Below are 14956 nucleotides of genomic sequence, written 5' to 3'. Positions count from 1 at the left end.
AACTATTTTTTGCAATGATCGATAATTTATCTTCCAAATGCTTCGCCCCTACTAACAACGAACAACTGACAACTGACAACTTCCTAAATTCGCAAAGCCACCATTTTCTGGACTGCTTCGACGATTTGCTCTGGTTGGATAATAGTTAGACGCTCAAGATTACCATTGTAAGGTGTGGGGATATCTTGAGAAGAAAGCCGCAACACAGGTGCATCTAATTCATCAAATAAGCGGTCATTAATAGAAGCAACTAATTCTGCACCAATACCCCCAGTTCTCATGCACTCTTCCACAACAATCACCCGGTGAGTCTTGCGAATTGATGCACCAATAGTTTCAAAATCAAGAGGTTTCAAGGAAATTAAGTCAATAACTTCTGGATCATAACCTTGTTTTTCCAAAACTTTCACAGCTTGCAGCACATGATACCGCATCCGCGAATAAGTGAGAATTGTCACATCCTTACCTGGACGGACAACTTCAGCTTTATCTAGCGGTAGCACATATTCTGTTTCTGGCAGGTCTTCTTTTAAGTTATAAAGTAAAACGTGTTCAAAAAATAACACAGGGTTATCATCGCGGATAGCTGCTTTCAGTAATCCTTTAGCGTTATAAGGTGTGGAACAAGCCACAATTTTTAAACCGGGAACAGCTTGGAAATAAGCTTCAAGACGTTGGGAATGTTCCGCACCAAGCTGTCTACCCACACCCCCAGGCCCACGAATCACCATCGGGATTTTAAAGTTACCACCGGAAGTGTAACGTAACATCCCCGCATTATTAGAAATTTGGTTGAAGGCCAGGAGCAGAAAGCCCATATTCATGCCTTCAATAATCGGTCTTAACCCAGTCATAGCCGCCCCTACAGCTATCCCAGTAAAGCTATTTTCCGCAATGGGGGTATCTAAAACTCGCAAATCACCATATTTTTGGTGTAAATCTTTAGTAACCTTATAAGAACCGCCGTAGTGTCCTACGTCTTCACCCAGAATGAATACGCTAGAATCGCGGGACATTTCTTCGTCAATAGCTTCCCGCAGGGCGTTGAAAAATAGTGTTTCTGCCATTTAGACCTTTATCGCAATTTATCGTTATAGAATTTTATCGTGCCATTGTCCCGAATACAGTCAAGCCTAGCACTGTTGTTGAGAACATCAGATAATTCTTTATAATCCACTTTTTGCACGTAGCGGTAGAAAATTCATGATATCTGACTTGAAGAATAATTGCACGAAAAAATCACAAAAGTTGGTTAAAGTGGAGTAAAATACAAACAACATCTTTATCTAGCTGAATATAGACACTTACCAACAAAGACTGATTGGGGAAATGCGTTATTACTTCTATCTAGTAGTCTGTCAAATTTATTTTGACGGGTTTTTGGTAGTGCGGGCATCTTGCCCGCGTAAGCGAGACTACAGGTGGTGCAGGCATCTTGCCCGCGTGAGCGAGACGCTCACACTACAGTCCATCATTTTTATCTTGACAAACTACTAGTTTTGTTTGTACTTTTGTCTAGATCTCTAATTTTGACATACTCACCAACCTGAAGGTGCGGGGAAACACTTGACACTTCGCCAGAACAGCCACAAGTGGTCTTATCGTCCCTCCATGTCCGTTTAAAGTCTCCCAATGCCCTATGGCGACTATGACCAAATTTTAACATAAAGCTGTCCTGGAAGGACGGGGCTTGTGTCTCGTCTTTTCGGTCAATTTTTCACTCCTACCCATTGAGTCACAGGAGACATGGATTTCCAACCTAGAAATTTACCAATAGGTTCTGCGCGTTGAATAGCAATGCGGGTAAAGTTTCCTCCCACTTTTTCATACCATTGATATAAAATCAGTTCACCCTCTAATGTGACAACATTAACGACCATTCTCCCCCCAGGAAGTAACCCATTCCAGCAATTTTCTAGAATTTTCGCTTCTGTCACACCACCACCAATAAAAATTGCGTTTGGTGCTGGTAAATTTGGGATAACTTCTAACGCTTTACCTGCCATAATTTGTAAATTTGGTGTTCCCAAAGCAGCCGCATTATCAGCAATATAATTTAGTCTAGTGGAATTTTGTTCAATAGCGATCGCTCGACATCTTCTATCACTTCGCAACCATTCTATAGAAATAGAACCACAACCAGCCCCCACATCCCAAAGCAACTCCCCCGGTAAAGGTGCTAAACTCGATAAAGTCACCGCCCGGACTTCCCTTTTCGTCAATTGTCCATCATGATGAAAAGCATTGTCAGGTAAACCGGGAAACCTCGATAAACCCACAATTCCCCTATCAGCAATACATTCCACCGCAATAGTATTTAAAGCCGCAATATTTTTTCCTTGCCAGTTAGTAGCGATATCTGTTATGATGGTTTCTTCAATATTATCCATTTTTTCTAAAACGGTAATTTGACTATTACCATAACCGCGATTTATTAAAATTTCCGCCACATGACCAGGAGTATTTTTTCCCTCACTTAAAATTAATAATTTTGCACCGGGATAAATGTAAGATTGCAGTAAAGAAACCGGACGACCACATAAACTTAAAGTTTCCACGTCTGTTAATGACCATCCTAATCGAGAACAAGCCAGACTAAAAGCGGAAGGTGCGGGAATAATTGTAATTTCCGAAATATTAATATCTTTAAGAATAGTTGCACCCACACCATAACATAAAGGGTCGCCACTAGCTAAAATACAAACTGCTTGACCACGACGACTAATAATTTCAGTTATGGAAGTTGTAAAAGGTGATTTCCAGGAAATTTTTTCCCGGTTGTCGTCAGGGGGTAACATGGAAAGATGACGTTCCCCACCAAAGATAATTTGAGCTTTATTTAAGCAGGAAACAGCTATGGGACTTAACCCTGCTAAACCATCTTCACCGATACCGATAATTGATAACCATTTTTGCATAAATAAATTTATAATTTTCTGTTTTTTGCTAGTAATAAACATCTTTTATGTTCACAGTGAAACTCTTTTATGAGAATTTCTTATTTGGATAAATTTTTATCAAATCAAGCTGGTTTGATGTAATTTCATATATTTCTGGAAAGCGATCATATTCTCTTAACCAATTGCCAACTTTCGGATTAATCAAATTAATAAAAAAATGAATGTCACGATGTACAATGTCAATATTTAGGTAATTCCAAATAGGTTCGTGATGAAAAGTGCGATTACGTAATTTAAGTATTTTTCTTATTTTTAATCTTATATCAATTATATTTAGCTCAGATTTTTGAGCATATTTAAATATTTGTTTGCTACAAGGATTCCATATTGTACTTTGATAAAATCGCTGGTTGATTAAGCTTTTCCAAAATCCAAAATTCAGTTCAGGAATTAAGTTGTTTAAATTATTCTTGCATTTTATCAAAGCAGAATTAATTGTATCTCGTTCATATTTTTCTAACTGAATGTTTCCGTTAGTAAACCAATCATTATCATATTTGACTGATAATACAGTGTTCATTTGGTTACGAAGGCTAATTTCTAAAGTATGTAAACTGGGATACATTGCCTCACAAAGTTTAGTATTGATTTCATATATTCTGATCGCATCACTATAACTGTTATTGGTCGCATTGAGATATGGTTTCATGCGAGCTTCTGAAAAAGCCAGTATAATATCTTTTAGGTCATCCTCTGTTAGTTTAGGTTCAGGCATTGACAAATATTATAATTTTTGTTATGTTTGATGGTGTGAACTCCAGACCGTCCTATGTCTCGTTTGACCGAGTTACGACCCTGGCGTAAAGAAATTAATTTTATCTTCTAAGACAGCCTCCTAAATGTGACAATTTTAGGAGGTTCTGTCATTTAAATGAATTTAACTCTTCTATATAAATATCATATAAAGTAGACAATATTTTTTAAATTACTGAATATTTCGTGTATTTATCAATATTTGGAGAAATTTTGCTCCAGAAAGTTCTACAAAAATATCCTGTCAAATTCATTGTTTATGATGAAATAACGGGAGTAATAAAATTAATCCACATTCCTAAAGATATCAAGAATTTGCGAAATGTGGGTTTAAACTCTTACCTTTGCGTCTTTGCTCCTTTGCGACTACCCTTCGGGATCTCTAAGAGAGATTGCGCGAAACAAAATTGATTGACAATAGCCAAAAATACCATCTCATGGTAAACTGCTATATCTGAGAGTTAGGAAACTTCGGTTCAATTCCGAGACTGTGCCGCAACTGTAAAGCAATTTGAGGTGATTGAAGTTTAATTAAAAATCTCACATTGAGTAAGTCAGAATGCTAACTCTCAAGTGTTCACTTCCATTCTGTCTCTGCGTCACACAGAGAAGGAGTTATAATTTTGCAAATTCCATTTACCGCTTGTCCAGGATTATTTTACAGCACACCAGCCCAAGACGGTCTTCTTTATCGTCTAAGAATACCAGGGGGAATCATCAATTATCAACAATTTCAGACTATTGCAGATATTGCTGATAATCATGGTAGTGGCTATATTGAGATTACTAACCGCGCTAATATTCAAATTAGAGAAATTCAACAAAGCATAAATATTGAAGTTCTGAAAAAATTCCAAGCATTAGGTTTAGCTTCTACCAATGCCAAGATAGATCATATCCGCAACATCATGACCAATCCCACAGCGGGTATTGATACAGAAGAATTAATAGATACTCGTTCCTTAGTGAAAGCTTGGGAAGAATATATTACCGCACATTCTCAGCTTGGTGAATTGTCTGCAAAATTTAGCGTTTGCTTCGATAGTGGAGGCAAAGTTTCCGTAAGATATCAAGCCAATGATATTATATTGGCAGCAGAATTAAATAATAGCAATGTATATTTGCGGTTATATCTCAGCTATGGAGAAAAAGGAGAACCAGCAAAAGACACAGGAATTGTATTCAAACCAGAAGAGACAATCACAGTTTTAGAAGCATTAGCAGAAACTTACCTCAAACACATAGACACCAAAAACCGTCGCAAATTACGTTTACGAGAAATAATCAATAACATCACAGTTAAAGAATATCTTCATCAAGTCCAACAACACCTCAAACCAGCTATACTGAAAATTACAAAAACTCCTCCCCGTGCCTTTGCGCCTCTGCGAGAAAAAACTCATATTGGCATTCATTCCCAACGCCAAACCGGATTATATTATATTGGCATAGTCTTACCATTGGGAAGATTAGAAACGTGGCAAATGAGGAGTTTAGCGAATATTGCCAAAAGATATGGTGATGGTAATATCAGGTTAACACCTTGGCAAAACTTACTATTAACCGATATTCCCCAAAACCAAATTAGCGAAGTTGAGCAAGAAATTACCAATTTAGGTTTAAACTCATCACCAACCGACATCAAAAGTTTTTTAGTAGCTTGTTCCGGGAAACGGGGTTGTGCTGCTGCGGCCACAGAAACTAAAGATGATGCCTTAAATTTGGTAAAATACCTGGACAGTCTGATGATTCTAGATTCTTCAGTCAATATCCACTTTAGTGGTTGTAGCAAATCTTGCGCTCAACACACACAAGCTGATATTACTTTACTTGGTATTACCACAGAAACCCCTGGCTATCAAGTTTATGTTTTGGGTCATTTACTTTATGAATATGTGACTATAGCGAAAATTCCGATTTTGATTCCAGAAATGTTGGCAGTGTATCAAAAACAACGTCTAAATTTACAAGAAACCTTTGGACAATTTATTCAGCGTCACAGCCACCAATTAAATCAATTATTTAAGTATTAATGCCAAATATATTTCACATTTCATTTGTCTGTATGCTTTATCCAATCAAGGATACAGAATAAAAAAATAGGAAATTAATATTGCACAGGTACTTATCTAATCATCTTAATCAAATAAATCACAAAAATCACAGTCCAATTTAACCTTTACAACCTAAAGATCTCATGTTTGATTACATCCGTGATGGTAACGAAATATATCGTAATTCCTTTGCAATTATTCGGTCAGAGTCCAATCTGGAAAGATTCCCTGAAGATGTAGCGAAAGTTGCTGTTCGCATGATTCACGCCTGTGGAATGACGGATATTGTCAATGACTTAGAATATTCATCTACAGCGGTAGAAGCCGGAAAAAAAGCCCTAATTGGTGGTTCACTGATTTTGTGTGATTCTTACATGGTAGCGGAAGGTGTTACCAGAAAAAGATTACCCAAAAATAATAAAGTTCTCTGTACCCTGAATGATCCTGAAGTGCCACAATTAGCCAAAAGATTAAGAAATACCAGGTCAGCAGCGGCTTTAGAATTTTGGCGTTTCCATATAGAAGGGGCAATTGTGGTGATTGGGAATGCCCCCACAGCCCTATTTAGGCTATTGGAAATGCTGGACGAAGGTATCCCCAGACCGGCGTTAATATTGGGCTTTCCTGTTGGTTTCGTGGGTGCAGTCGAGTCAAAAGTCGCATTGGCCGCAGATAGCCGCAATGTCCCATTTATGACTTTACATGGTAGACGGGGCGGAAGTGCGATCGCTGCGGCTGCTGTTAACGCTTTAGCAAGTGAGGAAGAGTAATGACTAACTCTGGAGGTCGTCTTTATGGAATTGGTGTGGGACCTGGAGACCCTGAACTCATCACCTTAAAAGCCTTGCGTCTCCTCCGTTCTGCCCCAGTTATCGCTTATCAATCAGCTACAGATAAAGAAAGTATTGCCAGAAAAATCGTTTCTTCATACTTGGATAATAGTCAGATTGAGGTAGCATTTCATCTGCCTCGCGCCTTAGAACCAGAAAAGGCTAAATCTATCTATGACCAAGAAACTCAACCTATTGCTGACCATTTAGCAGCAGGTCGGGATGTGGTGGTTATCTGTGAAGGAGATCCGTTTTTCTACGGTTCATTTATGTACCTTTTCACTCGGTTATCTGATAAGTACAAAACGGAAGTCGTCCCCGGAGTTTCCTCACTTATGGCCTGTCCGGTGGCTTTGGGTTTACCATTCACCTATTACAATGATGTCCTGACGGTTTTACCTGCACCATTACCAGTAGAAGTTCTCACTAGTCAGCTTTTATCTACTGATGCTGCGGCGATTATGAAACTTGGTCGTCATTTTCCGAAAATTAGGAATCTTCTCCATGAATTAGGACTAGCTTCACGGGCTAGATACATTGAACGGGCTACAAGCACACAACAGCGGATATTGCCCCTTGATGAAGTTAATCCAGAAGATGTACCTTATTTTTCTATGATTGTGATTCCTACTAAAAGTAAGTTGTAGTTGTCACAAATTATGTTTCGCGCAAAGGTACAAAGAAGCAAAGGCGCAAAGGTTTAAGGGTTTACAGGATTAGGATTTTCTATGAATACAAGGGTAGCCCCTGCGGTTGTGGTTTTGAGTCAGAATAGCGTTATGGTGGGGCGAAAAATTACCAATGTCTTCCCCGGTGCGAAACTATATGGTTTAGTTAATCGTACTCATGATGTTGATATTAGCTTTAGCAATTTTGGCGAAACTGTGCGAGAATTATTCGCCGCTGGTACACCCATAATTGGTATTTGTGCGGCTGGTATTCTTATTAGAACAATTGCACCTTTATTGACTGACAAAGGACAAGAACCGCCAGTTTTAGCTGTAGCGGAAGATGGTAGTGCTGTAGTTCCACTTTTGGGTGGTTTAAATGGTGTTAATGATTTAGCGCGTCAAGTCGGGGAAGCACTTAATATAAAACCAGCAATTACCACCACAGGAGATATCCGCTTTCATACTGCTTTGTTGTCTCCTCCCTCTGGATATCATTTAGCTAACCCAGAACATGGGAAAAAATTTATTGCTGATTTATTAGCGGGGGGAAAAGTTAGGTTAGAGGGAACAGCACCTTGGTTGAGTGAGAGTAATTTACCTATTGATGAAAATGGTGAGTTAATTATTCAAGTTACCGAAAATTTGGGCAATCCTAGCTCTAATTGTTTAGTGTATCATCCTGCCAAGATAGCGATCGCCATATCAACTAAAATTATTAACCCCACCACAGGACAACCCCAGGGAAAATTAGCTATTATTGGTATAGGTCCAGGTGCATCTCAATGGATGTCACCGCAAGTAAAAGAAATTCTAGAAGCAGCAACGGATTTAGTTGGTTATAAAACCTATATTAATTTAATTGGACATCTTGCCGATGGTAAGCGCGTTCATGAATCAGATAATCGAGTAGAAGCAGAAAGGGCATATCAGGCCTTAGAGTTAGCCGCAGAGGGAAAATATGTCGTAGTTGTATCTTCCGGTGACCCCGGTATTTACGCAATGGCAGCGGCTGTTTTTGAGGTTTTAGAGCAATATCATCAACCAGAATGGCAAACAATTGATATTCAAGTCGCTCCTGGTATTTCTGCTATGCAAGCCGCAGCAGCCAGGATTGGTGCGCCTTTGGGGCATGATTTCTGTGTGATTTCTCTCTCTGACATTTTAAAACCTTGGGAAATTATCGCTCAACGCATTACCGCTGCGGCTATAAGTGATTTTGTGATTGCTTTTTATAATCCTGTATCAAAAGAACGCACTTGGCAACTAGCAGCCGCGAAAAAGATTTTAATGGAACACCGCAAACCTCATACCCCAGTCGTCTTAGGACGAAATCTAGGGAGGAAGGGAGAAGAAGTTAAGGTAATTACCCTGGAAGAGTTAGAACCAGCATTAGCAGATATGCGAACTGTCATTATTATCGGTTCTTCCCACACGCGACAAATTCAGCAGGATAATCATATTTGGGTTTATACTTCCCGCAGATATAACTCTGAAGAATGATGTTTTTTATATGAATAATAATATCCTTCTTCCTTTCTCCTTCTTTTCTCCTTTCTCCTTCCTTCTTCTTTCTTTCTCTTTTGTCCTTTCTCCTTTCTCCTTCCTTCTTCTTTCTTTCTCTTTTGTCCTTTTTCCTTTCTCCTTCTTTCTCCTTCCTTCTCCTTCCTTCTTCTTTCTTTCTCCTGACTCCTGACTCCTGACTCCTGACTCCTCTAAGATATAATCCACTTAATTATGTCTAGTTTATATCGGAAAAAGACTTGATTTTTTTATTCTGATCATCAACAATAAAAACATCATGTTCCAGACATGATTGTAGCCAATAAAAGTGACAGAAGCCCTAATAATGTCCGCCCTCGCGGACATTTTACTTATTAAAAATTCTTGTCAGCTTTTTACAGGCATTTTTAGATAAATGAATCACATTTTTAGATCTCACGCAGAGGCGCGGAGGCAGAAAGGAGATAGGAAGAAGGTAAGACAAAAATTGAAGTGTTATTTAAATAAATTAAAAATCTCAAATAATACAAATTATGATCACATAAAAGGCGAGTAACCCCGCCTATGTTAATCTATTTATTTCATGCTTTTTTCAAATTGGTGTTATATTGATTTTGCCAGGTTGTCAAAATATCAATAACTACCAGCCCAAGTTATCCATTTATGGGATAAACCTATATGCAAAATTTCTCCAGTTATCTCAAGTTCAGTTATGATAGTTGTTGTTAAATCAACACCCATTAATTCGGCTTCATTGATATTACTATCAATTAAATTGGCTTTATGGAGATTTGCACCGGTAAAGTCAGCACCACTCATTTCTGCTTGACTAAGGTTTGCACCTACCAAGTTTGCTGAAGTTAAATTTGCAGTTCGCAAATCAGCACGACTCAGGTTAGTTTTTTTGAGGCTGACTCTGGTTAAATCAGCACCAATTAAGTTGACTTCACTTAAGTTTGCATTTTCTAAATTTGCTCTACTTAAATCAGCATTAGTTAAATTTGCTCTACTAAGATTACAATCGCTTAAATTTGCCCTACTAAGATCAGCACCGCTTAAATCTGCTGCTTCTAAATTTATTCCTCTCAAATCAACATGATTTAACTTAGCTTGGTGCAGATTTATGCCAGAGAAATTCCTTTCTCCTGATTTATATGACTTCAGGAGTTTTCTAGTGTCCATTATTCCACCTCTTTATATCTACAGGTGAGTTATTACACTTCCCAAACCACAAACAATTACTTGAGTTTCTAGCGACTAAAATTATTAGCTAAAAATCGTATATTCATTATACTCTAATTAAGAAGCTAATTAAATAAACGTTAGAATTTAGTTAGGTTATAAAAAAACATAGCAATACTTACATCAATAATACTTTTATGACAGCTAATTTAATATCTCATTCCCCTTCTGACTTTATCACCTCCTTATCCCGTGCTGCTACTGCGTACCGGGAAGGAAATCAAGTTCCCTCGGCTGAAGTAATAGTAAATGCGTTGCTGGAAGCGGAAAAAACCGCAAAGCTACAAAAGTTAAATTACCCTTTTGAATCTCTGGGTGGTAAATGGCGACTTTGTTTTGCTACTGGGACTAAAAAAGTTAGAAACCGGGGCGGAATTATTTTAGGTAAGGGTTGGTATGTCCCGAAATTTACGAAAATTCATCTTTGTTTTAGTAGCACAGAAGAACAGACTTTAGGAAAGGGGGAAATTGCTAATCAGGTCCAATTGGGAGGGATTTTATTGAAACTCACAGGACCAATAAAATATTTAGGAAAAAAGAATTTATTGGCTTTTGATTTTACCCAAATGCAAATTAGTTTATTTAATTGGATGTTTGTCAATAAACAAATTCGCTCTGGTAAAGTTGAAAGTGGGAACTTTGATAACCAACCTATAGCTAAATTACCTTTTTTTGCTTTCTTTCTAATTACCGAAAACTTGATTGCTGCCCGTGGTCGTGGTGGTGGTTTAGCACTTTGGATTAAGGATAATTAATCTTTTCGGCAATAAAGAACCCCTCCCCGCTTGCGAGGAGGGGGCTATGATTTAGTTTATTAAATTCGGTAAAAAGTAGATAAATCAAATTTTAATTTATGCAACTTCTCAATTTCTCTATAGAGAAAGAAATAAACACTAATTCTCATGGTCACAGCACAAACAATTAAAAAATAAATCCGCTATTACCTGCTGTAGCCAAGCTGAAAAAAAATCGTAATGAGAATTTAACACCATCTGGCAACAGAAGGATTAAAATCAGAACGGACAGATTAGCCCTGTAATCAAGGAGGCTTAGAAAACAATGTCCGATTTAAATCGCGGAATTATGAAATTTGAAGGTGCAGATTCACCTAAACTAATTACCATCTCCACTGTGGTACTTTTAGGATCAATTGCTGGACTGATTCTATGGGCGCTTACTGGTGCTTATGCACTAGGATAGATTCCGAGAATAACAATTCAGGACACTAGCAAGTAAGACTACCATTGCTCTCTAGTGTCCTATATAGTAAATAGTTATTTTTGTTAACAACAAACTGAGAAATTTCCGCTCTAAAATTTTAGATTATAAAATAATGATTAATTTTTTTGGGATCTTAATTATTTTAATTTTTTGTCCACTGTTAGGGGCAATACCGCTCATTTCCTGGATTACTTATGCCCTGAGTGGTAAAAAATTAGCCAATATGGGGACAGGAAATATTAGCGTTGCAGCGGCATTTTATCACGGTGGTAAATTAGCAGGAAGCATCTGTGTCGTCTCTGAAGCCGTCAAGGGCGTTGCTGTTGTCACAATTGCCCAATATTGTTTTCCTTCACAACCATTCTCCGAAATTATTGCTTTAATTGCCTTGGTTATCGGTAGATACGTGGCTACTAAAGGGGCAGGAACAACAAACGTCGCTTGGGGATTGCTGGCACATGATCCTTTGGTAGCTGCCTTTGTTAGCTTACTTGCAGCTATTGGCTTTTTGATTACTCGCTCTAAAGAAACAATTAAATTAGGGGTATTAGTCATATTTCCCCTATTTGTGGGGATTGTCCATTCCCAGGATATAGCCAGAATTATCGCTGCTTTTGCCTTGTCGGCATTAATTTACTGGATTTATAACCAAATTCCTGATGATTTAAATCTCCCAGTTGAGGAAGCAAATCCAGAATCTCAACCAATGATGGCATATTTAAATCATGAGGAGAAGATTATTACTTTAGATGATGACTTAGATGGGGAAGTCGTAGGAGCTAAATCTGCAACATTATCGCAACTTAAACGTTGGGGTTATGCAGTTCCGAAAGGTTGGGTATTATCTCCTGATGATGATCCCACACCTTTAATTGATTTTCTGCAACCATCACAACTTTCACCTTTAGTAGTGCGTTCTTCTGCCATTGGGGAAGACTCACAACAGGCATCAGCAGCGGGACAGTATGAAACAATTTTAAATGTGATCAGTAAGGCAGAACTGCGACAAGCGATCGCTCAAGTCCAAGCCTCCTATAATCATCCCAGTGCCGTCGAATATCGCCGTCGCAGCAGTTCAGAGGATGCGGCAATGGGGGTACTCATTCAGCAACAAGTTCAAAGCGTATTCTCTGGCGTAGCTTTTAGCCGAGATCCCATTTCTCAACAGGGTGAGGGTGTAGTTATCGAAGCTGTATCTGGTAGTCCTACGCAAATCGTATCGGGAAAAGTGACACCAGAACAATATCTAGTCGTGGTTGCTGGTGATGAAAAATTGTCTTGTCTGCAATTTGAAGGCAATGGGAAAGTTCCCCAAGCATTAATTAAGCAAGTTGCATACCTAGCCCGTCGTTTAGAAAGACGTTATTTGGGTATTCCCCAAGACATTGAATGGAGTTATGATGGTCAAAATCTGTGGGTATTACAGGCAAGACCAATCACTACGCTTTTACCCTTATGGACAAGGAAAATCGCCGCTGAGGTAATTCCGGGAGTTATTCACCCCTTAACTTGGTCTATTAATTCTCCTTTAACCTGTGGTGTGTGGGGAGAAATTTTTAGTATAGTTTTGGGTGATCGTGCTAAACGCTTAGATTTTGCCACAACAGCAACATTGCATTATTCTAGAGCCTATTTTAATGCTTCCTTGTTAGGAGAAATCTTTTTGGAAATGGGATTACCTCCAGAAAGTTTGGAATTTCTGACTAGAGGTGCAAGTATGAGTAAACCTGCTCTAAATTCCACTTTAGCTAATTTACCAGGACTAACAAAGTTACTCAAGCGGGAAATTGATTTAGACAAAGATTTTAAATCGGATTATCGCCAAGTTTTCATTCCGGGATTAACCCAATTATCAAATGTCGTCATTGCCGAATTATCACTAGATCAATTATTAACTAGAATAGATTTAATTCTCAACTTATTACATCGGGGAACTTACTACAGTATTTTAGCCCCTTTGAGTGCAGCTATTCGCCAAGCGGTTTTGGGGGCAAAGACAGAGGAAATTGATAATAGTGTCACCCCAGAGGTAGCATCATTAAGAGCTATGCGTCTTCTGGCTGCGGATGCTAAACAAATCTTAATAGCTGGTAACTATGATTTTAAACCAGAACAAGTATTTGCACAATTGGCAGAAACGCCCGCAGGGGAAAGAATTTTAGATGAAATTGACGAATTGATTGAGGATTATGGTTATTTAAGTGAAGTCGGTACAGATATTTCTGTTCCCACTTGGCGAGAAAATCCCCAAATAGTTAGACAATTATTTATCCAGTTATTACAAGCACCTGAATTGCCAAATTTACATGATTCCCGTCCCGAACAGGCAAATTTAGTGCAAAAACGAGTTGATCTGAAAGGACGGGTAACGGAAGTTTATTCTCGCTTGTTAGCTGAATTGCGGTGGACATTTTTGGCTTTGGAACAGATTTGGCTTGAGTCTAGGGTATTAACACAATTAGGAGATATTTTCTTTCTCCAGTTAGATGAAATTCGTGATTTAGTGATTAATTCAGATGTAGCTTTTAGGAATCATTTATTGGCATTAGTCGAAAAAAGGCGATCGCAATTTCTCCAAGATAGCCAAATTACGCAAATTCCCGCCGTAGTTTACGGTTATAATCCTCCTCACCCCATTGCCCCGGTAATTGATCCCTCTGACAACATTTTATTAGGTATTCCTGCCAGTCAAGGACAAATTCAAGGACGGGTGAAAGTAGTCCGAACTTTGCAAGAAGCCCATGATATTGATAAAAACACCATCCTTGTAGTTCCTTACACAGATTCCGGTTGGGCCCCTATCCTCGTGCAAGCTGGGGGTTTAATTGCTGAAGCTGGGGGTAAACTTTCTCACGGGGCAATTATCGCCCGTGAATACGGTATTCCTGCTGTTATGGATGTGCGTGGTGCGACGTATCTGCTGCAAGATGGTCAGGAAGTTCGCATTGATGGCTATAAGGGGACGGTGGAAATACAATAGTCTAAAGCAACACCAGCATAAGCTTCTTTGTGTACTTCTTTGAGGGCGATAAAGGCAACTTGACGAGGGTTGGTCATGGAATATCAGGTGATTTAGTTCAGAGTTGTCATTATACCTGCCAACATAAGTTCAAGGAGCAAATACTTAGGGTGCGTTGGTGGTAGTGTAACACACTAAGTAATAACGGAAAACCGATGAAACATGAACTGATGTTATACAGAGGATAACGTAATGCAGCACCATATCTCGGAGATTCTTCACTTCGTTCAAAATGAGAATTGCTGCGTTTTTAGTATACGAACAGTATTGATTGCTAGTGGTAGTTTTTGTTTTTCCAATAAGCAGACCATGTATTGTATACTTGACAATACATAGTCTATTTAACATCATATATATGTATATGCTAGAAAAGCAATTGGTTGAATTTGAGCTAGAAAATGGCGGTAAATTTCTAGTGGAAATTGAGGAATCAGAAGATACATCTCTTGCTACGGAGAGAGTCGCTTTACCATCTGGGCGAGAAACGCAGTGTACCAGGATTTATAGATTGTATGTCAACTGAAAATTACTTTCAAACCTTTAGAAGTGCGCTTGCTCGCATTTATAATAAAAACTGTAAAGTTGTTGGCGCTGATTTTTTAGTGAATCAGTACCATCTTCTTACCTTCCGGCTCTTTGGCTTTCCCCAAGGACATGATCTTGGTGTCTGGGCTAATGATGAACTGATTGATGCCCAAGCTACTCA

Annotated in this window: 14 protein-coding genes; 9 read left to right on the top strand and 5 right to left on the bottom strand. The window is 38.6% G+C overall.

Annotated elements, in window-relative coordinates; all coding sequences use genetic code 11:
* Positions 1-83 precede the first annotated feature (83 nt).
* The 3 genes from FJR08_RS13490 to FJR08_RS13480 all read right to left on the bottom strand — a co-directional run bounded on the left by FJR08_RS13490 (position 84) and on the right by FJR08_RS13480 (position 3675).
* Positions 84-1067, bottom strand: a complete 984-nt coding sequence (locus FJR08_RS13490; protein WP_168633509.1) for an alpha-ketoacid dehydrogenase subunit beta — start codon at positions 1065-1067, stop codon at positions 84-86.
* Between the two features lie 642 nt (positions 1068-1709).
* The gene (gene cbiE / locus FJR08_RS13485; RefSeq protein WP_168633508.1) at positions 1710-2918 is read right to left on the bottom strand and encodes a precorrin-6y C5,15-methyltransferase (decarboxylating) subunit CbiE; all 1209 of its coding nucleotides are present in this window, start codon (positions 2916-2918) and stop codon (positions 1710-1712) included.
* A 67-nt stretch (positions 2919-2985) separates the two neighbouring features.
* On the bottom strand, positions 2986-3675 hold the full coding sequence (locus tag FJR08_RS13480) for an Abi family protein (protein ID WP_168633507.1): 690 nt from the start codon (positions 3673-3675) through the stop codon (positions 2986-2988).
* A gap of 661 nt (positions 3676-4336) precedes the next feature.
* Here FJR08_RS13480 and cobG point away from each other — a divergent pair.
* The 4 genes from cobG (at position 4337) to cobJ (ending at position 8768) form a co-directional block, all read left to right on the top strand.
* Complete coding sequence (gene cobG, locus FJR08_RS13475; RefSeq protein WP_168633506.1) at positions 4337-5746, top strand: precorrin-3B synthase; 1410 nt, start codon at positions 4337-4339, stop codon at positions 5744-5746.
* Between the two features lie 164 nt (positions 5747-5910).
* Positions 5911-6537 (top strand): precorrin-8X methylmutase, encoded by a 627-nt coding sequence (locus tag FJR08_RS13470; protein WP_015083531.1) that lies wholly within the window; start codon positions 5911-5913, stop codon positions 6535-6537.
* Positions 6537-7244, top strand: a complete 708-nt coding sequence (locus tag FJR08_RS13465) for a precorrin-2 C(20)-methyltransferase (RefSeq protein WP_168633505.1) — start codon at positions 6537-6539, stop codon at positions 7242-7244. Before FJR08_RS13470 ends, FJR08_RS13465 begins: the two co-directional genes overlap by 1 nt.
* Positions 7245-7325: 81 nt before the next feature.
* A complete protein-coding gene (gene cobJ, locus FJR08_RS13460; protein WP_168633504.1) occupies positions 7326-8768 on the top strand; it encodes a precorrin-3B C(17)-methyltransferase in 1443 nt (480 codons plus the stop codon).
* 6 nt (positions 8769-8774) lie between these two features.
* Here the strand turns inward: cobJ and FJR08_RS13455 are convergent, their stop codons facing one another.
* Positions 8775-8996 carry a hypothetical protein gene (locus FJR08_RS13455; protein WP_168633503.1) on the bottom strand — a complete coding sequence of 74 codons (222 nt, stop codon included), beginning with the start codon at positions 8994-8996 and terminating at the stop codon, positions 8775-8777.
* A 405-nt stretch (positions 8997-9401) separates the two neighbouring features.
* The gene (locus FJR08_RS13450) at positions 9402-9950 is read right to left on the bottom strand and encodes a pentapeptide repeat-containing protein (protein WP_015083527.1); all 549 of its coding nucleotides are present in this window, start codon (positions 9948-9950) and stop codon (positions 9402-9404) included.
* A 197-nt stretch (positions 9951-10147) separates the two neighbouring features.
* Between FJR08_RS13450 and FJR08_RS13445 the strand changes: the two genes are divergently transcribed.
* The 5 genes from FJR08_RS13445 to FJR08_RS13425 all read left to right on the top strand — a co-directional run.
* Complete coding sequence (locus FJR08_RS13445) at positions 10148-10765, top strand: hypothetical protein (RefSeq protein WP_168633502.1); 618 nt, start codon at positions 10148-10150, stop codon at positions 10763-10765.
* Between the two features lie 304 nt (positions 10766-11069).
* Entirely contained in the window at positions 11070-11210 is a 141-nt protein-coding gene (locus FJR08_RS13440; protein WP_015083525.1) for a hypothetical protein, read from the top strand.
* A 133-nt stretch (positions 11211-11343) separates the two neighbouring features.
* Positions 11344-14211, top strand: a complete 2868-nt coding sequence (locus FJR08_RS13435) for a glycerol-3-phosphate acyltransferase (RefSeq protein ID WP_168633501.1) — start codon at positions 11344-11346, stop codon at positions 14209-14211.
* A 400-nt stretch (positions 14212-14611) separates the two neighbouring features.
* The gene (locus tag FJR08_RS13430; protein WP_168633488.1) at positions 14612-14773 is read left to right on the top strand and encodes a hypothetical protein; all 162 of its coding nucleotides are present in this window, start codon (positions 14612-14614) and stop codon (positions 14771-14773) included.
* A partial coding sequence (locus FJR08_RS13425) for a hypothetical protein (RefSeq protein ID WP_217357519.1) occupies positions 14763-14956 on the top strand: 194 nt, incomplete at its 3' end. The genes FJR08_RS13430 and FJR08_RS13425, both read left to right, overlap by 11 nt.

Origin of the sequence: Dolichospermum sp. UHCC 0260 (assembly GCF_009711985.1) — a bacterium.
In the GTDB taxonomy this organism is placed as follows: Bacteria; Cyanobacteriota; Cyanobacteriia; order Cyanobacteriales; family Nostocaceae; genus Dolichospermum; species Dolichospermum lemmermannii.
The sequence above is the reverse complement of the archived record's forward strand: the minus strand, read 5'-3'. Positions and strand labels throughout refer to the sequence as shown.